Origin of the sequence: Blautia sp. OF03-13 (assembly GCF_003460685.1) — a bacterium.
Taxonomy (GTDB): domain Bacteria; phylum Bacillota; class Clostridia; order Lachnospirales; family Lachnospiraceae; genus Fusicatenibacter; species Fusicatenibacter saccharivorans.
On record NZ_QTVR01000002.1, the window covers coordinates 228783 to 250457 of the forward strand.

At 41.9% G+C, this 21675-nt stretch carries 19 protein-coding genes; all 19 read left to right on the forward strand.

All coding sequences use genetic code 11. The features are described from left to right. The first annotated feature begins 749 nt into the window (after positions 1–749). The 19 genes from DXA55_RS02375 (at position 750) to DXA55_RS02465 (ending at position 21671) form a co-directional block, all read left to right on the forward strand. Entirely contained in the window at positions 750–1256 is a 507-nt protein-coding gene (locus tag DXA55_RS02375) for a signal peptidase I (protein ID WP_117812927.1), read from the forward strand. Continuing rightward, complete coding sequence (locus DXA55_RS02380; protein WP_022461031.1) at positions 1253–2053, forward strand: TasA family protein; 801 nt, start codon at positions 1253–1255, stop codon at positions 2051–2053. The genes DXA55_RS02375 and DXA55_RS02380 overlap by 4 nt, the downstream gene beginning before the upstream one ends. Positions 2054–2116: 63 nt before the next feature. After that, the gene (locus DXA55_RS02385; protein ID WP_022461030.1) at positions 2117–2647 is read left to right on the forward strand and encodes a hypothetical protein; all 531 of its coding nucleotides are present in this window, start codon (positions 2117–2119) and stop codon (positions 2645–2647) included. Continuing rightward, positions 2647–4047, forward strand: coding sequence for a hypothetical protein (locus tag DXA55_RS02390; RefSeq protein ID WP_117812928.1), 1401 nt, complete (start codon positions 2647–2649; stop codon positions 4045–4047). The genes DXA55_RS02385 and DXA55_RS02390 overlap by 1 nt, the downstream gene beginning before the upstream one ends. Then, positions 4044–6713, forward strand: coding sequence for a SpaA isopeptide-forming pilin-related protein (locus tag DXA55_RS02395; protein WP_117812929.1), 2670 nt, complete (start codon positions 4044–4046; stop codon positions 6711–6713). Before DXA55_RS02390 ends, DXA55_RS02395 begins: the two co-directional genes overlap by 4 nt. A 73-nt stretch (positions 6714–6786) precedes the next feature. After that, entirely contained in the window at positions 6787–7584 is a 798-nt protein-coding gene (srtB, locus tag DXA55_RS02400) for a class B sortase (protein WP_117805203.1), read from the forward strand. Between the two features lie 25 nt (positions 7585–7609). Continuing rightward, positions 7610–8065 (forward strand): hypothetical protein, encoded by a 456-nt coding sequence (locus tag DXA55_RS02405; RefSeq protein ID WP_147341981.1) that lies wholly within the window; start codon positions 7610–7612, stop codon positions 8063–8065. Between the two features lie 39 nt (positions 8066–8104). Further along, a complete protein-coding gene (locus DXA55_RS02410; RefSeq protein WP_117812931.1) occupies positions 8105–9250 on the forward strand; it encodes a hypothetical protein in 1146 nt (381 codons plus the stop codon). 12 nt (positions 9251–9262) lie between these two features. Next, positions 9263–9895: a hypothetical protein gene (locus DXA55_RS02415; RefSeq protein WP_117812932.1), complete on the forward strand. Its 633-nt coding sequence runs from the start codon at positions 9263–9265 to the stop codon at positions 9893–9895. A gap of 11 nt (positions 9896–9906) precedes the next feature. After that, on the forward strand, positions 9907–10296 hold the full coding sequence (locus tag DXA55_RS02420) for a single-stranded DNA-binding protein (RefSeq protein WP_117805200.1): 390 nt from the start codon (positions 9907–9909) through the stop codon (positions 10294–10296). A gap of 202 nt (positions 10297–10498) precedes the next feature. Further along, positions 10499–10834, forward strand: a complete 336-nt coding sequence (locus DXA55_RS02425) for a hypothetical protein (RefSeq protein ID WP_117805199.1) — start codon at positions 10499–10501, stop codon at positions 10832–10834. A 42-nt stretch (positions 10835–10876) separates the two neighbouring features. Further along, positions 10877–11737 carry a hypothetical protein gene (locus DXA55_RS02430; RefSeq protein ID WP_117805198.1) on the forward strand — a complete coding sequence of 287 codons (861 nt, stop codon included), beginning with the start codon at positions 10877–10879 and terminating at the stop codon, positions 11735–11737. 20 nt (positions 11738–11757) lie between these two features. Further along, the gene (locus tag DXA55_RS02435; RefSeq protein ID WP_117805197.1) at positions 11758–12096 is read left to right on the forward strand and encodes a PrgI family mobile element protein; all 339 of its coding nucleotides are present in this window, start codon (positions 11758–11760) and stop codon (positions 12094–12096) included. Positions 12097–12147: 51 nt separating this feature from the next. Next, positions 12148–14895 carry a VirB4-like conjugal transfer ATPase, CD1110 family gene (locus tag DXA55_RS02440; RefSeq protein WP_117812933.1) on the forward strand — a complete coding sequence of 916 codons (2748 nt, stop codon included), beginning with the start codon at positions 12148–12150 and terminating at the stop codon, positions 14893–14895. Between the two features lie 14 nt (positions 14896–14909). Next, a complete protein-coding gene (locus DXA55_RS02445) occupies positions 14910–17783 on the forward strand; it encodes a C40 family peptidase (protein ID WP_117812934.1) in 2874 nt (957 codons plus the stop codon). A gap of 15 nt (positions 17784–17798) precedes the next feature. Then, positions 17799–18311 (forward strand): hypothetical protein, encoded by a 513-nt coding sequence (locus tag DXA55_RS02450; RefSeq protein ID WP_117812935.1) that lies wholly within the window; start codon positions 17799–17801, stop codon positions 18309–18311. Between the two features lie 381 nt (positions 18312–18692). Then, entirely contained in the window at positions 18693–19055 is a 363-nt protein-coding gene (locus DXA55_RS02455) for a TnpV protein (protein ID WP_117805194.1), read from the forward strand. Further along, on the forward strand, positions 18971–21388 hold the full coding sequence (locus tag DXA55_RS02460; protein WP_147341982.1) for a DUF3849 domain-containing protein: 2418 nt from the start codon (positions 18971–18973) through the stop codon (positions 21386–21388). The genes DXA55_RS02455 and DXA55_RS02460 overlap by 85 nt, the downstream gene beginning before the upstream one ends. A gap of 19 nt (positions 21389–21407) precedes the next feature. After that, a complete protein-coding gene (locus DXA55_RS02465; protein ID WP_117805192.1) occupies positions 21408–21671 on the forward strand; it encodes a hypothetical protein in 264 nt (87 codons plus the stop codon). Positions 21672–21675 lie beyond the last annotated feature (4 nt).

The following is a 21675-nucleotide window of genomic DNA, read 5'->3' on the forward strand; positions in this document are numbered from 1 at the left end:
GTATGTCGAAGAGGTAGTAAAATAGTCGATGATATGCTATACTGAATCTAATCAGATCAGAACGTGATAGGGATAGTCTGGTGGTTGTCCTTTCTGAAAACAGAAAGGGGGTAATGCCAATGAATACAATGGAAGTGTTGACGCTTTTACTTGTTGTTTTTGCGGCGTTATCTTACATAAACTTCCACCGCAAGTAGAAAGAAGGCTATTCCCTACCGCAAATAGGGGATAGCCTATGTCTCTTGTTGCTCTTTGTAATAATTTAGATTATTTCAGAAAGGCAACCACCGACACTGGTATATCCTTGATTGCTTCTGATTTGATTATAAGCTGCCGGACGAAAAAAGTCAAGCAGTACGGGGGATGCGCAGAACTTTGTGCATCCCTTTTTTAGAAAAAAGGCAGTTATAAAAATGTCATCTTTTTTGAAAAAATGTCATATCTTTTGAAAAAATGTCATGTTTTTTGAGAAAATGTCATGTTTTTCAAAAAAATGTCATATTGCACGTCACAGAAAGGTATGCTATGTTATACTTGCAAAAGAAGGAAAACAGAAGGGACAGCAGGTAGGACAAAAAAATCTTTCAATTGCTCGTGTCAATGATTGACACGGAAAAAAGAAAAATGGGCTTTCATGCATCAGAACATGGTTTTCATGGGCTGGTGTATTTTTTATGCCCATTTTTAGGGGGTGACGCCGTTGCACGGAAAAAGTGGCAACAAAAAGTAAAAAAGGAGAGAGAGGAAAAATGAAAACAAAAGTAATACACGCATTCCTATGGATTCTGGTTTGTATGGTGCTTGGTATTACCTGTTATCAGTGCCGTGATTTAAGGGGTTATGTGATTCTGTCAGGTTCTATGGAACCTGTGATTCCCACAGGATCAGTGGCAGTTGTGGATTCATCGAAGAGGGATGTACGTCCAGGAAATATTGCTACGTTTGAGAGGCACGGGGATCTGGTGACTCACCGGATTTTGTCAAAAACAGAAGAGGGATACCAGACAAAAGGGGATGCAAACACAGATCCGGATTCCGGAACCATTCCGGCAGAAAACATTCGCGGAACATATCTGTTCTGCATTCCATATTTGGGCTACGGATTCATGTGGGCTAAAAACCACATGTTTTTAACCGTAGGTTTTCTGGCGCTGTTTATGCTTCTGGTTTTCTATTTTCCGGAGAAAAGACCTGAACCAAAGGAACGGGAACAGGTAAAAAAAACAAAAAGAAAAAAAGGAGAATTACGATTATGACAAAGAAAAAAGTAGCAGCATTTTTTACAGCAGCAGCACTATGCGGCGCACTGGCCGTTGGATCATCCATGGCATATCTGACAGATCATGATTCTGTAACCAACAAATTTTCTGTAGGTAAAGTAGACATCGTTGGCCATGAGCCGAACTACACACCGGATAATGATGGAAAAACCAACAATATCGTTCCGACCCAGGTAATCAAAAAAGACCCGCAGATCGAAAATGTTGGAAAAAATGATGCTTATGTATATCTGGATGTTTCTATCCCGATTGCAAAGGTGATTACTGTTAATGCTGCAGGTAACCGTTTGAATGGAGGCGTTGCAAAAGATACAGAGCTGTTCTCCATGAACAATGTTTCTAAGAAATGGACTCTGATGTACAACAAGCGTGTAGGAGATAATATGGTTTACACCTACAGCTATAACGAAATACTTGCACCGGGAAAAACAACAGATCCGATCTTTACAAGCCTGACAGCTGCCAATATTGTAGAGGGACAGCTGGATGGAAAAGATCTGAATGTGCCGGTACATTACTATGCAATCCAGGAACTCAACACCGGAGAAGGAACCACGATTCCACAGAAAGCAGCTTCCGCATGGAAAAAATATGAACTGCAGAACCAGGGCCAGGCAGGACAGATCACGACTCCGCAGTCTGACGAAAGCGGAAATAATGGGGTTACAACCGTTGATGGAAACGGAAATGCAGCATCGGATGAAAACAAAACAAATACCCCAGATGATGTTCAGGTTGAGCCGGAACAGGATGGAAACAACACTTTATCATAAGAATACTTTTCAGAACAGTCCGGAAAGCCATCCGGACTGTTCTGAAAAAGAAGGGAAAACAGCATGAAAAAAAAGAAAAAACGAATGCTGTCAATTGCCGGAATGTGCTGCTGCGGTTTTCTTGCAGCAGCCACCGCAATATCGGGATCTTCTGCTTACCAGACGGACCATGATGAAGTAGTAAACATTATCAGGACTGGAAATAACACCATTATTCCGGATGAGGATTTTCCGACACCGACACCGGTTCCATCCAGCGGATCAGTAGTAAAAAAAGTCAGGGCAAAAAATACAGGAGATGTACCTTGCTATGTCCGGGCATATATTACATGCAGTGAACCTGTAAAAGAGTTCACGGGACTTGATACCACAAACTGGGTCAAGGGAAATGATGGCTATTACTATTACAAAAAAGCTGTTCCGGTTGGAGGAACAACAACTTATCTGTTTACGGGGGTTACTGTTGCAGATGAATATGAGCAGGATAACCTGGAAGTAACAGTTTACGAGGAATCCGTTCAGACAACAGATGGTCAGAAGGAATACACTTCTTATCAGGACGCATGGAAACGGTTTGGAGGAGGTGGCCAGTAATGAAAAGGAAAATTGCAATAGCAGCCGGAATTCTGGTCACGGCAGTAAGTACCATCAGTGGATCATATGCTTACTATCAGGACAGCGTTACCGTTACAAACCACATCAGTACCGGTGATGTAAACATTGGAATCCAGGAATACGAAAAAGATGGTGATACGGAAAAAGTTTATGCAGGACCGGCAGAGGGAATTGTTCTTCCTTCCCAGACCATTTCGAAAATTCCGAGAATCACAAATTACGCAGAAACCTGCTATATCCGGGTGAAAACCACTTATTCCGGAGAGGCAGCGGACTCCGTGTCAAACATTGACACGGGAACGGAAAATTCAGAAATGGTGTCAAACATTGACACGAAAAGGCAGGATGAAAATCCAGAAACCACGGAAACGCCGAACGCAACAGAAGAAACAACACCAGCACAGGTAGAACCAGAGGAACCGGAGACAACGCCGGAACCTACGGAAACACCTTCTGATGACCAGAACGGCGAAACATCTGTGGAGTATGTCTTAAGTGATGAAGAGCTGGATGGAATTTCCGATGCCTGGGTAAAACAGGGAGAGTATTATTACTATACGAAGCCACTGAAAAACGGAGAATCCGCAGACTTTTTCCAAAACGTAACGATTCCTGCAGCGTGGACATCAAAAGCACAGGACAGGGTTCTTGGACTTACCGTTACAGCAGAAGCGGTGCAGGCGGCAAACTTTACACCGGATTTTAATTCGGAAGTCCCATGGGGCGATACGGAAATTGAACAGTGCGTACATGAGAAGGATAACAGCATCACAGAAGTGACAAAACAGTATACCGCTATGTCCGTCACTTATGAAGGGGCTGCTAGAAATCTGGTGGCTGCGCCGGAAGATTTCTTTAAGAATTTACAGACGGCAATGCCTGGCGATACGATCAGTGATAGTTTTCAGCTTTCCAATACAACAGCAACCAGTGCCGAATTTTTCTTTCATACGGAAACGCCTGGAAATTTAACGGATGAAGAACTGGATCTTTTGAAACAGTTTAAATTGACGATCACACAAAATGGAAAAACTCTGTATGATGGTGATTTGCAGGCGGCATCCCTGAATCAGGAAATCAGCCTAGGAACACTGGAAACAGGGAAAAATTCGCGGGTACAGTTTACGCTGCAGTTACCGGCAGAACTGAAAAATGCATATGCAAAACGGGAAAGCATGGTAAACTGGATTTTCCGTGTACAGGGTGCTGAAGAACCGGGCAAAAACGAACCGTCTCCTGCCATTTCGCAGACTACGGCACCAAAAACCGGTCTTGCAGATCCATACGTTTTTGTTCCTCTTGGAATTGCGGCGGTAACGGCTCTTGGAACCGTGAAACTGTCCCGTAAAGAAAAGAAAGAGAGGAGGAAGAAACTGTGAAACGATGGAAAAAGGCACTGTCAGGGCTGCTTATGGCAGCCTTGATGGTAACTGGAATTTCTTTCCCGGAAAATGTTTTTGCTGTCAGCGCAGGCATGGATGGGTTACCATCTGTAGTTAATTCTGGTATTGGAAAAATGGTAGATAAAAGCAGCACGATTGACGGAACCTACAATTTTACGCCGGTCATCGGAGCAAATACAAAGATTAGATTTGGATGTAGCGATGGAAGTGGATCATGGGATAACAAATTTTGCTTAAATGCAGAACAACATGCTCATGCGTGTTCACAATGGTGGCCATTATCCAATATTAACGATGGTGGAAATACAAGATCTTTTATTCCGTATGAAAGATTAAAAGGAAAGATGTATGCAGAGTATACCAATGTAGGTAATGCGAATGGTTTACCTGTTACCATGCGGATCTGGTTTTTGGACTGGCAGAATACTGATATCAGCGGGTATCCGGGATATGAAGATGTAGACAATGTTGTTGTTTCTGTAGACAATACAAAAGGCGGTGCAACTCCTGTCATTGATATTAAAGGCTTAAAATGGATTAAGGTAAGATTTTCATATTACGATGAAAATGGAAATCCACTTAAGGTTAAGGGACATTTCACTTTATCTGATCTGGACTATTCCCAGGGATTTTATATTGATGGAAAAGTCGATGGCATTTATGTCACGAAGGAAGCTGATGATCGTCTAATCTATGATGCAAGAACGGATGCAATCTGGTCAGCAAAAAAGGGTTCAAATGCAGATGATGGTACTTCACCGGATAACCCGGAAGGATGGGTTACTTACACATATGAAGGCGATTCTCAGACTATGGTCTTTTATAATGGAGGAACCATACAAAATGTGGACGGTCCAGGTAAGGGACTTACCACAGTGCAATCATATCCAAAAGACTTTACATTTACTGGTGGGGATGCCATATTTAATGGATGGAAAGGATCAAGCCGGACCGAAGCAACAGATTGGCACGTATGGAATACTTCTGAGTTTGGTTATACATCAGAAATGGTTATGCATCAGACCAAAAATGTTGACCTTGTCATCAAAAAGGCAGATGAAACAACAGGAGAAGCCCTAAAAGGCGCAGAATTCACTGTTTACAAGATGCAAGGCGGCCAGTGGGTAACGTATACCAAGGCCGAATGGAAAGATGAGTATAAAGCTTATCGAGCATTAAATCTCCATGCAGAAGATTCAGAAGGTGGAAAATTCAAAGTAGTAGAAACCAAAAATCCGACAGGATATACCGGAACCTGGGAACATGAGTTTACAGCAGAAAAAGAAGGTGTTGTTACTTTAACACTGGATGCGACAAATGCCAGAAAAACCGGTCAGATCACAATCACAAAAACCGGTGAGAATAATAAAAAACTTTCCGGTGCGGTATTTGAAATCAAAGCTGCAAAGGATATTAAGACAGCCGGAGGCACAACCCTGGTTGCTGCCAATACGGTAGTTGATACCGTAACTACAGATGGCAATGGATCGGCAGCCAGCAAACAACTGGAACTTGGTCAGTACATTGTCAAAGAAAAAACAGCTCCGGATGGATATGTCCTGGATACTACAGAACATGCAGTTACCCTGGATGATAGCCATACCAGCGTCAATGTAGCCATACAGAACCAGAAAAATGCGATCGTTCTGCAGAAAGTAAGCAAAAACGATGGCACAGTCATGGAAGGTGTTACGTTCCATATCTGGAATGATGACAAGAGCTATGATAAAACGCAGAAAACAGATAGCAATGGACGGATCACGATTGATGGTGTGAAGGATGGAACCTGGCATTACCAGGAAACGGCAACCAAAGATGGATACGTACTGGATAATGCAGTGAAAGATTTCACAGTATCCGATGGAAAAGTCAATGGGCAGTCAAACCTGACAATCACGGTGGAAAATGATTATACAAAACTGGATCTTGCAAAAGTAGATTCCGGTACCGGAGAAAATATTTCCGGAGCGAAACTTTCTCTTCTGGATAGCAATGGCCGTCTGGTAGAAAGCTGGACATCCGGAAGCACACCGCACCGAATCGAAAAACTGAAACCGGGCCAGTATACTTTACGTGAGGATCAGGCCCCGGATCATTATAAACTTGCTGATCCAATTACCTTTACGCTGGAAAGCAAAGCAGATACGCAGACCATCACCATGAAGGATATGCGCTATGCAGACCTTACCATAGTAAAGAAAATTAAAGCAAGCGATATTACCTGGGCGCATGGAAACCCAACCTTTATCTTCACCGTAAAAGGAAAAGATATTAATGGAAAAGACCGTACCTTCCAGAATTATGTAGAGTTCACGGAAAATTACGTAAATTCACATACCGATGGACAGGGATATGTAGAACTTTCTGTCACCTGGAACAAAATCCCGGTAGGAGAGGACTACACAGTAACAGAACAGGATGTGCTGCGGTATCATCTGGTGAACGTTACCGGAACAGAGAATGTAACGATTTCAAAATTACAGGAACCGACGAAGGGCGTTGCTCCGGATAAAATTTTCTCCGTACATGCAAACTTAAAGGCAAAACCAACCGGTACATCCATCACATTTGAAAACCAGAAAGATGACTGGGGAACTACAACGCATGATACTTCTGTTAAGAATATCATTCCGTTAAAGTAGCCAGCAAAACCGGATTTATACCCGTGTCAATGTTTGACACGGGTATTTCATTAAAGAACAGGGAGGCGTGAAAATGCGAAAAGCTGCTGGGTGTGTCCTGCTGGCAATTTTATGTCTGCTGGGTGCGTCTTATCTTCCACGGATTTTGCAGGAAGCACAAACCGACCGGGAACAGCAGAACCTTATCAGTGGCTATATCCAAAACCCGGATACAACAGATGAAGAAAACACAGAATCAACTACAGATGAACCGGAAGAGGAAACAGATCCGAATATGGAAAGAATAGTTGATTTTCAGAATTTACAGCAGATCAATCCTGAGATTTTGGCATGGATCACAGTTCCCGGAACACCCATTGATTATCCGGTTGCTTTAGGAGAGGACAACAGTTATTACCTGAACCATACCGTAACAGGAGAAAGCAATATTCTTGGTTCCATTTTTGCAACTGCCGGAACAGATTTCGAAGAAAGCCACATTATTTTATATGGGCATAACATGGCATCCGGGAAAATGTTTGGAAGCCTGAAAAAGTACCATGATAAGGACTTCCGGAACACTTATCCTTATGTATATGTTTATACACCGGAAACTACTTATACCTGTGCGATATACAGCGTATACAGCACCCGGTATGACAGTGATGTTTTTACACTGGGATATAAAGGTGACAGCGAGGAATGGAAACAATGGATTGCAGAAACCGTACAGAATGCGGAATATGACTGTAATATTGCCCCGACCGGAAAGGAGAAAGTTTTTACTTTATCCACCTGCGTAGGTGATGGCTCCAGTCCTTACAGATTGGTTATACACGCCGTTACGGTTGCACAGAAAGAGGTCGCGAATGCGGAAAAGGAAGCGTCTTAAAGCAAAAGTAAGAGCCAGAATTTGTATGATTTTGGCTTGCCTGCTGCTCTGCGGAACCGGAGTTTCCTTATGGAATGGAAAACGGGCTGAAAAATCCGTGTCAAACATTGACACGGGACAGAAAAGCAGCAAAACGGTGTCAAACATTGACACGGGTACGGAAAACCACCAGGCGGTGTCAAACGTTGACACGGATACGGAAAATCCCAAAGCGGTGTCAAACGTTGACACGAGTACGGAAAAGCCACAAGCGGTGTCAAACGTTGACACGAGTACGGAAAAGCCACAAGCGGTGTCAAACGTTGACACCGATATGGAAACCACAAAACAGGTGTCAAACATTGACACAGATACAGAAGGTATGATTTTAAAGGCTGATCCGGTGGATACGCAGATAGGAATCATATCTGTTTTTTGCCGTTTTTTTTATCGGCAGTTGGAGTGTATTGATGTTTCTTACTGCAATACGAAAAAAGAGTAAGAAAGATATTGGGCTAAGCGCCCGAAGAAAGGATACGTCATGGATGAAAATACATTAAGTATGGCCCAAAAAATGAATCAGCTGTATCAGGAACGAGAAGAGCAATATAAAAAACGTGAAAAGCTGTTCGATGACCGTTCCAAGCAGCTGCAGTCTCTTGCAAATGCATTGGAAAAGCAGAAAAATAGCCAGGAACAGAAAGCAACAGATCTGGATAACCGGGAAAAAGAACTGGACCAGATCCAGGATGCTCTTGCAGCTAAAGTAGAGGACATGGAAAAACAGGAAACTGCTTTAAAAACCTGGGAACAGGAAACAAAAGAATCCCTGGCGAAAGCAAAGCAGGAACAGGAAAATGAGCTGCTTAAGAAACAGCAGGAACTGCAAATGGAAAAGCTGCAGGCACAGAACTTAAGTATTGAGCTGCAGGCAGAGAGGGATAACCTCAAGATGATGCAGGAAAATTTAAAACTGTATCCGGATATGTCACTTCCAACGGATAAGGAAACAGAACTGCAGGCGAAAATTGAAACATTGCAGAGCCGTCTTTCCATGGCAGAGAAAGAACGTGATTCCAAAACGGAACAGATGGAAAAATTACAGAAAGATTTTGATGCAAAGGAAGCTGAACTTGCGAACCTGCAGTTAAAAGCAGAGGATAGCAGCACTGATCCGGAAGTAGAAGAAAAGTTGCGAAAACGGAATGGAGAACTCCAAGGAAAAGTCATTGAACTAAATAAGCAGGTAAAATCTTTGCAGAGAGATCTGGATGATCAGGCAAAAGACAAGGAAGAATTACAGAGACAGCTGGAAGAAAACAGTAATCAGCCGGAAAGCCACGATTTAAGTGCAGAAGAACTGCAGAATTACTTGCTGACACTGCCAGAGTTCGAAAATGTGACAACCCGCCATAATACGGATGGAATTATTGTAGATGCGGTATGTGGCGAAAAGAATTATCATTTCCGCTTTGATTCCCTTCCATGCTATGAAATCAGTGTTCCACGCCGCGAAACCAAGAACTTAAAAGAAGTCATCTACCAGATGAACGCAGAAATGCCGGAATATAAGGCATCTTATGATGAATACGAAAAAGCGGCAGTTCTGACCGGATGGTATGACAGAAGAATTTCGGCAGAGGAGCTGGTAGAACTTGCGGTAGATGCATCACGGAATTTCAAGTAAAGGAGATCGGCCATGGAAAGTATAAAGTCATTTTTGGGAAATCCATATTACTTGATGACCGCGGTGCTTGCGATCGCAGCGTTTGGTTTTGCAGCAACAGCTGTAATCAGTTTAATACAAGAGCGAAAACAGAAAAAGGAAGAAACTCAAGAAGAGCCGTTGGAAAAAAAGCTTGGGGTTGATACCAAAAAGCTGAAAAATGTTTTAAATGTTCCAGATTTAAAACGAAAAAAGAATATACCTGTCATAGAAGAGGAAAAAACGGAAAATGCGCCGGAAGAACTTCCGAATGATAAAGAAGAAGTTCCCGTGTCAAACATTGACACGGAACCGGAAGTGTTAAACCCGGCTGATGTGGCAGAATTTAAAAGCCGGATGATAGAACATTTCCGGCGAAAAGACACACTGCAGCAATCCCTTTTAGAATTGCAGGAACTTTATGAAAATGGTCCGATTCTGGAAAGGATTGAAAAGGCACTTATGTACAGCCAGCGCAGTCGTTACCGGGATTTTGAGACAACCCTTGACATTTTATTTGAGGGCATGGATGCAGAAACCCTGCGGGATGATTTACTGCGGATGGAAGTTCTGCGATACCGGAGGCTGCCTTACCGTCAAGAAAATACAACTGGTAATCTGGTATAAGGAGGGCAAACATGAATCAGATTAAAATCCAGGGTGTTTGCACCTGCGTCCCACAATTTTCCTATGAAAAAGACAGGAGAGGGAGATCAGTTCCAACATGCCGGTACATCCTGGCCGTGCAGCGACCGAAAAGTTCTTACTCCGATTACATGTACTGTGTTGCCTTTGGAGAACGGGCAATGATAGCATTTCAGAAAATAAAAAAAGGAACGACAGTGTTTGTCCAGGGACATCTTCATACAGAGGAAGGCCGGGATGCCAACAATCAAAAAGTATATTTCGTTACTGTGACGGTAGATTATCAGCAGATAATTGAAAAACAAGAATTTAATGGACTGGAATTGTGTACTGGATTGCCCCAGTTTCCGGTTCTGAAACAGGAAGAAAAAGGAGGAAAATAGAGAATGCCGATTCAGTATATTATCCCGATTATAGCGGTGGTAGGATGTGTTATTGCATTTTTAATTGGAAGATTTCACAAACATGATGATGATGACGATTAAAAAATGTCGTGTGAAGGATTGACACGAAAGAACAAACGAAAATAAGACCTGCACCAAAATTTGGTGCAGGCTATTTTTAGATCAAAAAGAGGTAAAAGATATGAAAAAGCCAATCGAAGTAAAAAAGAAACTGAAAAAAGTCACGGAATATACGGCTTGCTTTGCGTTTTTGATGTTCCTGCAGGGAGTAGGTGCGCCAATGGTTTTTGCAGATGCAACGGCCGCAATAAATGCGAAATTTGAAATTTTATGGAATCTGATCAGCGCTGTGGTACAATCTGTGGGTGGTGTTATTTTATTATGGCACGCATTTGAATTTGGAGCTTCCATGCAGGCACAGGAAGGCGGAGGTGCTATTACAAGATCTTTAAAAGGGGTTGGCGGTGCGTTAGTTATGCTGGTTGCTCCGGTAATTACAACTGCTCTGAAGGGATAATGAAAAGGGAGGGAATATCCTCCTTTTTCTTATGGAGAAAATATGATAAATGAGATATTAGATTTTTTCAAAACGGTTTTTTCGGGAAGTGGTTTCTTTTCCCTTGGGTGCAATGTTTGGAATTCATTAATTGCATATGCGTTTGATATGCTGCAAACGAATCCAAAAAGTTTGGCAGATGGTGAACTTTGGGATGAAGCATACCGGATTTTCCTGGCACTACAGATTCTAGGTGCGACACTTGTAAGTGTTTTCTTTATGATTAATTTTTTCAAAGAAACAACGGATATTAAACACGGAATGACCATGGAAGCAAGCATCCAGTTTTTTATCAAGCTGGCACTTGTGGATGCTGTTTTTTTAAATCTCACGAATATACTCGTTTTTTTGATTGAAATTGAACAAGCATTTTTTGGGATTATTGTTCCGGAAGATGCCGCTTCACTGGTTATAAGAGTAGGGGATGACTGGGAAATGAGTGGATCCGGACTTATTTTTGGAAATCTGTTTGGCCTTGTGTTTTTGTTTATCTGCCTGGGTGGCGCAGTTATTACATTATGGACGGTTTATAGGGTTTTCCTTAAATTGTTTTTTTATATGGCTGTTGCACCACTTGCACTTTCCACTTATGCAGGCCCACATGAAATTGGACATACCGGATCAAGCTGGGTCCGTACATTTCTTTGTGCATTGTTTGAAATGACAGGAATCATGCTAATGATGCGACTTGGAACAATTTTAATAAATGCTGGTGGGCTGTTCCCTACTGCATCAGAAGATATATTGGGCGGAATGTTGGGATCACAAGGATGGGAAGGACTTCAAGCTATTCTTGGTATCCTTATTATAACGGGATCAGTATCTGGTACGGATGCGATGGTTCGAAGAGCATTTGGATTTTAATAGTAGGAAGGACATAGCTTATGGTAAACATGAATGAAGATTTTGGTGCATATAAGGATAGCATCTGGAAAGGACTTACAGCAAGAGAGTTAGGTGTGATGGCCGTTTCTGCTGTCTCCTGTGGTATTATCATTATCTTGTTGTATTTTATACTTGGATGGAACTTATATATATCATTTTTGATTGGAACTGCTGTTGCTGCAGCTATCATTTTCAGTCAGGTATGGAAGTCACGTAGCGGGCTTTCTGCAATAGAGTTTTACCGGGCAAGAAAATACAGAAAGTCCACAGCCAAACTTGTTTGGAAAAGTGACGAATATAACCAGGCAAGAAAAAATTATTTGAAAAAAGAAAAATAATGATCGGGAAAAATCCCGACTTTTTTATATACTTGGAAAGGATGGAACAGAATGGGATTTTTTTCGAATGAGGAATTTATCCGATATAAAAAATGTACACAGCCAGTTTACCAGACACCGGCCAGTATTCAACAAATGCTGGATATTGCAGGTGTACACGAAAATGGAATATTTGAAATAGAACCGAATAACGGGGCAGGGAAAAAGCGGAGAAAATTTGATCGTGTGTATTCTTTTTCAGACTTAAACTATGTGGATCAGGACAAGCAGCAAAAAGACGGCATCCTGTTTCAACTACGGAAATTTCTAAATTCCATGGACACAGATTTCAAGATCACAATACAGTGTGAACCACGGGACGTAACAAATTTCCAGAAATCTCTGTTGCAGGATGAAAATAAAAGTGAGTATCCAGAGCTGGCCCGCTACAATAACGAAATGATTAAAAAATCTCTTGAAAAGGGACAGGAAAACGTTCGAAAACAGCGTTATTTGACTGTGAGTGCAAATTGCCGGTCAATAGAAGAAGCGGAAGGATGGTTTGATACATTCGAGCATACAGCACTTCCAATCTTTTATGCAATGGGTTCGGAATTGGTTCCTTTAAACGCTGTGCAGCGGTTTCAGAAAATCAGAAATTACTTTTTCACAGATGATGGAGAGGAAAGTTTTATTCTCCCGTTTCAGGATATGGTACAGGCCGGAAGAGATTTTCGCAATTCAATCCTTCCACATTCTGTGCGGAATCACAAAAGCTACATGGAATTTGATGAAGAGTGTATGCGGATTCTTTTTGCTGCGGTTCTGCCAACCAGATTGAATGAAGAAAAGTTGATTTTTGAACTGACAGATTTTCCGTTTTATACCTGCCTTACCATAGATACGGCATATATCCCACGGGAAGTGTTACGTGGAAAAATCAGCAACACGAATTTCTACAATGAAAATGCGATCGGGCAGGAAGTACAGGCCAATGCAAGTATGGGTAACTTCTATAGTGAGCCGTCCTATGCAAAGAAAAAGAAGCAGGCCAATCTGAAAAAATATATGGATCAGATCGAGGAAGATGATGAAAATGGCTTCTATGTAGGAATCCTGTTGGCAGTGCGTGGAGCAAATAAAGAGGAACTGGATGCAAACACGGCAGAAGTCAGACGCCGCTGCCGGAAACATTCTATACAGATTGTTCCTTACTACGATCAGCAAATTCAGGCACTGAATACGTTGCTTCCGATCGGAGCGAGGCGTGTAAATAATATGCGTTCCGTCCTGACAAGTTCTTATCTGGCATTCCAGCCATTCTATTCCTGGGATCTGATCCAGCCTGGCGGAACATGGTATGGTATAAATAAAAAAACCAGAAATCCGATCATTGGAAACCGAAAGACATTGAAAAACAGTAATGGTGTTATTTTTGGCCACACTGGTTCTGGAAAGTCCATGCTGCTGAAAATTACGGAAATCGGACAAACATTGATTAACAGTACAGATGATATTTTCCTGATTGATCCGCAGAATGAGATGAAGGGAATCACCCAGAGATTCCGCGGTCAGTATTTTGATCTTTCTGATCCGGATCTGCGCCTGAACCCTCTTGAGATTCCGGAATCTTTGCTGCAAAAGAATGCAAAGGGCCGTGAAGAATATATCCTTTCCCAGCTGCAGTATATGGAAGCATTTCTGTACAGTATCATGACCGGTATACGTCCAAACGGTATCCATAAATCGTTGATTTACCGGTGCGTTGAGGAATTATATCAGAATACGTTTTCAAAAAAGAAACCGATATCCCCGGTGCTTTCTGATTTGGAAGCAATTTTCCAGAAACAGCGGGAACCGGAAGCGCGTGATTTGTATGGATCACTGGAGGCTTATACAAAGCATAGCTTTTTGACATTGGAAGGACAAAGTACACTGTCTACCAGCAGCCGGTTTGTTGCATTTGGAATGAAAAATATCCCTGAATTGATGTGGGAACCGCTGATGATAACAATCATGCATGTTTTAACGCAGCGTTTTTCCTACAACGTTGAACAGCAAAGGGCAACGCATTTTATCGTTGACGAGGCTCAATATGTCTGCCGCCATGAGACAAGTTGTAATGAGCTGGAAAAGGCGTATCTGACGTACCGTAAACTTGGTGGTATCTGTACGATCTGTCTGCAGAACGTTTCAGCAGCAACGGCCAACCGGAAAATTATGGAGATTGTATCAAACTCCGACTTCAAGGTGCTGCTTGACCAAGCCGGTGATGATCGGAACGAATTGCTGCAGATTATGGAGTTATCACAGAAAGAGTTTGAAGCGCTTTCTGATCCGACACCGGGCCAGAGTTTGATTGTCTGGGGCGGGCATATTTTGCAGTGTGATTCGACGATTAGCCGGGACAATCCGCTGTATCATTTCTACAGTACAAACTTCCATGAAGCCGCTGCCGAAAATCGGAACGTATTTTACAGCCAGGAAGCGGATCAAGATGAACATGAAGATGATCTGGAATCCGTGTCAAAGATTGACACGGATGAAAACAGAGACTCGGTGTCAACATTTGACACTGATCCAGACAAAGAGTCTGTTGAGCTTTCAAATGGCGAAGTAGAAGAGCCAATCAGTGAAGAAGAGCTGTTCATGTACCATAAAGTACAAGAAGCTGACGAATGTGATGAATGGCTGGATTGCTATGGTGCCGGAATTTTATGCGGTGTTTCCAATAAACAGGCAGAAGAGATACTGGAATCTCTTGTGAAAAAAGGATATATCGAAAAGATCCAAGGTTGTTACCGTATGCCGGAAAACTAAAGGAAGGATAACGCATGACACCAAAAGACAAGCACACGGAAGTTGCATGGCAGGCAAAACAGCGGGAAGTTAAAACAGGATCTGTGGAAAAGACGGTACACAGTGCTACTTCTGCAATCTATACTGCGTCAGAGATACGATCTGTTATGAGCCACTCTGAAACGCAGGAAATAACAGGAAACCATATTACGCGGGAACAACAGCTGCAAAATATGCGTCTGGCGACGCAGAAATATTTGCAGCCGGAAAATCAAGTAAATACACAAAGTATCTTGCCGGAAAACACTGGACATACGGAACAGGCTGCTGTACAACCGGAAATCCTGTGGCATAAGAATGAATCAAATTATGTACCGGAACAGCCTGTATATAATGGCTCCAGTGAAAAATATGAGGCGAAAGCTGCACAGTTCCATGCACCTGTTTCAGAGACGTATAAAATACCAGAAAAACCGGACAGACAAGTTGCCCGGGAACAGCAGTTGAAAAGTATACGACTGGCAACACAGAAATATGTGCAAACAGAAGCGGGACGTTCCCATGCAGAAGAGAAGCAACAAACAACCCATTTTATTTTAAAAAGTACAGGTTCAGAACGGGAAGATAATATTGAGGCTGCATCAGAGAATCGGATTCAGGAAAATCACGGTAAAAAATATGCTGCAGCCAAGATGAGAGCTTCCATCCCGAATACTGAACAGCTGGAAATGTCGGAAAATAATGACATAAAAGAAGAAAAACGACAAAGTATGCGTCTGGCCATGTGGAAATATCTGCGGCGGCAAGATACAGAAAACACACAGGGCATTGGAATAGAGGAGAAGCGAAACGGAAATCCGTTGTCTGGAAAACCGACACTTTTTCAACAAGAAGAGGAAGAAAGTAATACGGATGAGAGAGAAAAAAAGAAGGATTTCAGCCGAAAATATACGATTGGCAGGATACAATCATCCACAGTACAAGATTCTAAAGGGGAAGAATTATCATCCAACCAGAGTAAAACTTTCAGACAGCAGCATCAAAGTTTGAATACTGCATCCATGCTGCATGGTATGACAGCAGCGAATGTAGAAAAAGAGGTTGAAGATGATGAGCCGGATTCCCAGAATGATTTAAAAAAATCAAAAACACTTATATATCTGGCAAAATTAAAAAAGAATCGAAAAAAAGAAAAAATCACGAGTAAAAATACTTCGGAAGATAGTGAAATTTCAGAAGAATCTTCAACAGAAGAGGAAAAGGAAACTCTTGGTGAAGATGAGGAGAAAACGTCCAATCAGAAGAAGGAAATAAAAAATAAGGAACATACAGAAGAAACATCTGAAAAGAATCCGGCAGAAGATAAAAATAGGCAGGAAATAAAACCGTCCCAGGCGGCAGAGGAATGGAATAAAGAAATGGATCATGCTGAGGAAGAGGACTCAGAGGATGATTCCGGAAGTGAAAAACGGAAAGCCAAAAAGAAAAATCGGAAAGAAAGTGATACAGAAAAGTCAGGAAAGAATGAAAAAGATTCTAATGACCGCAGAGGAAAAAAGGATGAAAAAAGTTCTCGTAAAGAGGGAAAAATTAGAACATCCTTAAAATGGTTTCGGAGAACAAAGAACTTCCATACAACCGTTCAATCCCTCCGGTTATCCGGGAACGAAGAAGAGATAAAAAAAAGGGCTGATTATCAACAGCGGATGCTACTTCGGCATGGAGTCATTAATACGGCGAAAATATCCGCAGGCATCATTAAAATTATAGCATCCAATGTTTTATTGCTGCTTCCGATTATTTCGCTTTTTCTTCTTTTGAGTCTTCTGTTTCTTGGGGTAAAGGCTGAACGTCAAAGTGCTTCTTCCGCTTATGATGGAGCCTGTTATCTGGCGGCAAAATATGAATCCGGCGGAAACCCGGATCAGGTTGGTGGCGATGGCGGAAATGCATGTGGTGAATTTCAGTTCGATAATCGTTATGAGCTTGGGCCGTTTGTTCGGTGGTGCTATGAAAAAGATCCAACTACATATGGTCCGTTTGAACCATATCTTGGCATGACCACAGAACTAAAAAATAACGCCGGATTTTACGGGGCATGGCATTCGATCTGCATAGAACATAAGATTGCATTTGAGGCAGCCCAGTGCGAATACGTCTATACACAAACACTGCAGCCACTTCTTACATCACTGACAGAATATTATGGTTTTGATTTTACAAACGCGTCTGATGCTTTGAAAGGCTGCGTTCTTTCTTTTGGCAACAGAGATGGAAAATATGTTGTAAGCCTGAAAAGATATTTTGATGGAACAACATCTGCATCAACGGACCGGGAAATTATTGAAAGGGCATATGATGCCATGATCGCCCGCAGACCGAACGTATCCAGGTGGAGCTATGAGAAAGCGGATTGCCTGGCGCAGCTTGATGGGACGCTTGACATTTATGCACCATCCGAAAATGGTGCCGGTGGGATTGACTGGTCCTGGAAAAAAAGCATAGGTGCCGGAGAGTCCGGAAATGCTGCCGTGCAGGCAGCTCTGAATGCTGTAGGAAGTGGTTATTCCCAAAGCAGAAGAGATGATCCGGGATGGTATGATTGTTCTTCCCTGGTTTACCGGAGTTATGCTGCAGCTGGTATTACTTATCTGAATGGAATGGATGCAGCAAGCGAAGCAGAATGCCTGGTAAACAAAGGAATGACTGTCAGCTATAGTGAACTGCAGCCGGGAGACTTGATCTTTTATTCTTATTCGGCCAACGGAAAATACAGGAATATATCCCATGTTGCCATATATCTTGGAAATGGTGAAATGGTTCATGCTGCAGATGAATCCAGAGGGGTATGTAAACAGGCAATGTCACAATCAAATCTTTCGCCGCAATTATATTGTCGGCCACAATAGTAGAAGGAAAATAAGATGGATAAATATGAATACATAGTGAATCTTGCAGAAAAAACAGCTAAAAGGGTTTCACAGAACCGGGAATCCTGGATGAAGTTCCTGACCTCCGCTGCACGGATTTATAAATATCCGTTTAAAGAACAGCTTCTGATTTATGCACAGAATCCGGATGCAACAGCGTGTGCTTCCATCGAGATATGGAATAAACGTATGAACTGCTGGGTAAATAAAGGATCTTCAGGAATTGCACTTCCGGATGATACTGCAACATACGGTCATAAGCTTAAATATGTATTTGATGTTTCGAATGTTCATGCTGTAAAGCCAAATGGACGTTATCCGAAGGCGTGGAAACTGCGGGAAGAGCATAAAAGTGATGTACTGCATAGGCTCGAACAAATATATGGCAGTACAGACAGCACAAAACCCTTTGAAGAAAGAATTATTGAAATTTCAGATCAGCTCGCGGCGGATGCCTATACAGAACTTCAAATTGATTATCCGGATTTACAGGATAGGATAGGATAGGATTTGATAAACTGAGCGAACAGGACTTTGCTCTTTGCTTAAAAAAACTTATATCGGAAAGTGTTTCTTTTACAATTTTATCGGCCTGTGGAATAGAAATTTCCGATCATGAATTTTCATTTGATTATATCAATCAGTTTGTTTCTATTAAAACATTGTCCGTATTAGGAACAAAAATTAATGATTCTTCCAGAGGTGTTCTTGCAGAAATCGGAAAAACAGTACGCATTTATGATAAACTTCGCGAGAAAGAACAGGAAAAAGAAATCTCCAAAAAAGAACTTGCAAATGCACCACAACCGCGATATAATGCTTTAAAGCGTGAAAGTTTGCAAGAGGGTAATTCCAAAGATAAAGATAATATTGAAGGAGGAAAACAAAATGGACCTGGAATACGAACAGATGGGAGATTATCTGATTCCGAAACTGAAAGCAAATCCGGAACCGGAGGGAATGGTAACGAAATACGGACTTCTGAGGGACAAATTTCTGAGGGAGAGATACGATGGGGCGAGAACAGCAATGTTTCTGGAAGGAACGCTGAAAGCACATCTTCTCGAGATTCAGGAACAGGCAAGAGAGAGGATGGAAGTCCTGACATCCCAGATGGCGGAGAAAGAAGGAGTAAACGAACAGCTCAAAGCACAGGATCAGATGCTTTGGGTGAAGAAGATGAACAGCATCCAGAGCCGGGCGGAGGAAGTCGTACTGAAAGAACTGATTTACAGCCGACCAATTTTGTAAAACCAGAGGAATCATACACACAATTAAGTCTGTTTCCATCAGCAGAGGAACAGAGAGGATCAATTACAGCAGCGGAAGCAAGTAAAAAATATACTATGCCCGCTGCTTTCTATTTGTCGGAAACCGATCTTGAAGTAATCATCCGAAGTGGTGGCGGGCAAAAAGATAGCCGGAAACGGATTTACGCCAAATATACCGAAGGAAAAAGTACCGATGAAATAATTGCTTTCCTGAAAAAAGAATATGGTCAGGTCGGCAAAGGTTTTGAATTACACGGTCATCCAATATCTGTATGGTTTGATGAAAACGGAATGACTGCCGGTTATGGTATGCAGGCAGCGGAATCTGTAGTTACAACATTAAGCTGGGATCAAATCGAAAAGTACATTCACGCCATGATTACGTATGGCTTGTATATGGATGCGAACGAGGCAGCACTCGTAGACAAAACAGAGATGGAGAGGGTATCTTATCAGATCGGCTATTTTCTCCGTGATTGGATAGATGATGTACCGGAAGAACTTAACAGTATAGAAAAAATAGAAACTCTTCTTTCTACGCATGAAGGAAGAGAACAGCTGGAAAGCTTTTTGGAAGATGTCGATGCACGGATTTCCTATGGAGAATTAAAGCCGAAAACTGTGAAATCTCCAGGATATCTATTATCCGAAATCGCGGATCTTGACAGGGAGAGAATTCATTTTCCACTTCATGATACGGTAGATGTCAGACAGGAAGATTTCATCACACAGGACGAAATCGACTATGCCCTTTGCATTGGAAGTGGTTTTGCAGATGGAAAATTTCGAATCTACGAATATTTCATGGACCTGCATAACCAGAAAGAAAATGCAGACTTTCTGAAAAAAGAATATGGGATTGGTGGCCAATCCGGTGCGTTACCTGGCAATAGTAGTTCCAACAGTGAACATGATGCGAAAGGTATTCTCCTGGAGAAAGGAAGCCTTTTAAATCCATATACAAAAGTCCTTTTAAATTGGAATGTCGTAGAAGAAAGAATCTGCGAGCTGATTTATGCAGACAAATACTTTTCACCACAGGAAAAAGAAGAGTATAAGAATTATAAAAAAGAACAGGAAAAAAAGGCAAAAGAAGCCGAAATTACCCGGCTGAATAACGGAATCCGGTTAGAGTGCAAACAGGAGATCGAAAAACAGATTGCCGAAAAATACAATGGATTTTCCGTTCCACAAAATACGGTATCTGAAATTGTAGAAAAATACGGCATAGACTGTGTGAAATTTGTTTTGGCCAATACCATTGTGCAGGCATGGAAGGAAGGTCGGTTTTCGCTAAGAAACAAAGAATGGGCAAGTTCCATCCTTACAGAAGGGGAATGGAGCAATACACTGATCTTAAACACCCACCCAACTATTTTGGATGGATTTACAAACCAAGTCAGAAACCTGCAGCATGAAAAAAAACAGGTAGTACAGGAACAGCTTACACTGGATGGCAATCTCTGTATTCTGGTTGACCAGTGGGAATCCGGAAACGTTAAATATCTGATCGGAAATTGTGTTGATGATCCGGACTTTTATTATGTTCAGTGTGAAAATCGAGTCTTTGAATTTGACCATAAGCCAGATAAAGTTGAAGTAGAGGACTATTATATCGACATTCTTGCTGAAGAAGACATTGATCGACATGAAGCGGAAGTTGGTGCCAAACTTGATGGGGAAGAACTGCAACGGTTATCCTGGCAGGTGGTACATGAGGCAGATGATGCGTTTGGAAATCCAACAAAATGGAGCGCAAGGCTTTTTTCGGATGTCTTTTTGTGGATCAACAAAGGAAATGCCGTATATTCCATTTATGATGCAGAAGGTTATCCGCCATTGGAAACTTTTGAATCTTTGGAAGATGCCATGGCATGGGCCGATGAACTTGCTGCAGATGGAAGAGACATTGAAAATTCTATTCCAGACGAAACGACGCCAGATACCGAAGAAAAACAAGAAATTGGTCCTGATCCAGTTGAAAATATTATTCGATTGGACAATGTTTTGAAAACCATGCCGGATAAGCTTGCCGAAGCCAAAGACAGACTTGAAACCTTAACTAATCAATTAGAATCAGCGAAAATAGAAGTAACGAAACCATTCCAACAGGAAGAAGAACTCGCTGAAAAGCTAAAGCGACTGGCAGAACTGAATGCGCTCCTGAACATGGATGAGAAAGGAACAGATGCTCTTATACTGGAAGATGATGAACAACCTGCAATAGTAAACTCCGACATGGCAGTTACGCCAATCACATCCGTGAAAACAAAACCAATGCTAAAGAAAAAAGTGGTTGGACTATGCTTATAAGAAAATGGGGAGGATTTCAATGGAAATAACAGAAATAGAATGCAAAATCCTACGGATAAAAGCCGGAGCTATTTTAATTCTTGGGATGCAGCTAGGAAGTGAGCTGCAGCTTGATACGGAAGAAAAACGAGAGGATGTTCTGATGCAACTGGTGGCTATGCAGCGGCTTGTCGAAAAAGCCGAATATTCCCCAGATCTTGCATTTGAATATTTCGGTTATTCGGAACAAAAACGGCAGCTTTACAAGAAGGTTGTTGACTACATGATTGATGTTTCGAAATAAAAAA

Excerpts from the sequence above, each read along its gene's own strand:
- DXA55_RS02375 (WP_117812927.1), top strand. The coding sequence starts at position 750 with ATGAAAACAAAAGTAATACACGCATTCCTATGGATTCTGGTTTGTATG.
- DXA55_RS02380 (WP_022461031.1), top strand. The coding sequence starts at position 1,253 with ATGACAAAGAAAAAAGTAGCAGCATTTTTTACAGCAGCAGCACTATGC.
- DXA55_RS02385 (WP_022461030.1), top strand. The coding sequence starts at position 2,117 with ATGAAAAAAAAGAAAAAACGAATGCTGTCAATTGCCGGAATGTGCTGC.
- DXA55_RS02390 (WP_117812928.1), top strand. The coding sequence starts at position 2,647 with ATGAAAAGGAAAATTGCAATAGCAGCCGGAATTCTGGTCACGGCAGTA.
- srtB (WP_117805203.1), top strand. The coding sequence starts at position 6,787 with ATGCGAAAAGCTGCTGGGTGTGTCCTGCTGGCAATTTTATGTCTGCTG.
- DXA55_RS02405 (WP_147341981.1), top strand. The coding sequence starts at position 7,610 with ATGATTTTGGCTTGCCTGCTGCTCTGCGGAACCGGAGTTTCCTTATGG.
- DXA55_RS02410 (WP_117812931.1), top strand. The coding sequence starts at position 8,105 with ATGGATGAAAATACATTAAGTATGGCCCAAAAAATGAATCAGCTGTAT.
- DXA55_RS02415 (WP_117812932.1), top strand. The coding sequence starts at position 9,263 with ATGGAAAGTATAAAGTCATTTTTGGGAAATCCATATTACTTGATGACC.
- DXA55_RS02420 (WP_117805200.1), top strand. The coding sequence starts at position 9,907 with ATGAATCAGATTAAAATCCAGGGTGTTTGCACCTGCGTCCCACAATTT.
- DXA55_RS02425 (WP_117805199.1), top strand. The coding sequence starts at position 10,499 with ATGAAAAAGCCAATCGAAGTAAAAAAGAAACTGAAAAAAGTCACGGAA.
- DXA55_RS02430 (WP_117805198.1), top strand. The coding sequence starts at position 10,877 with ATGATAAATGAGATATTAGATTTTTTCAAAACGGTTTTTTCGGGAAGT.
- DXA55_RS02435 (WP_117805197.1), top strand. The coding sequence starts at position 11,758 with ATGGTAAACATGAATGAAGATTTTGGTGCATATAAGGATAGCATCTGG.
- DXA55_RS02440 (WP_117812933.1), top strand. The coding sequence starts at position 12,148 with ATGGGATTTTTTTCGAATGAGGAATTTATCCGATATAAAAAATGTACA.
- DXA55_RS02445 (WP_117812934.1), top strand. The coding sequence starts at position 14,910 with ATGACACCAAAAGACAAGCACACGGAAGTTGCATGGCAGGCAAAACAG.
- DXA55_RS02450 (WP_117812935.1), top strand. The coding sequence starts at position 17,799 with ATGGATAAATATGAATACATAGTGAATCTTGCAGAAAAAACAGCTAAA.
- DXA55_RS02455 (WP_117805194.1), top strand. The coding sequence starts at position 18,693 with ATGGACCTGGAATACGAACAGATGGGAGATTATCTGATTCCGAAACTG.
- DXA55_RS02465 (WP_117805192.1), top strand. The coding sequence starts at position 21,408 with ATGGAAATAACAGAAATAGAATGCAAAATCCTACGGATAAAAGCCGGA.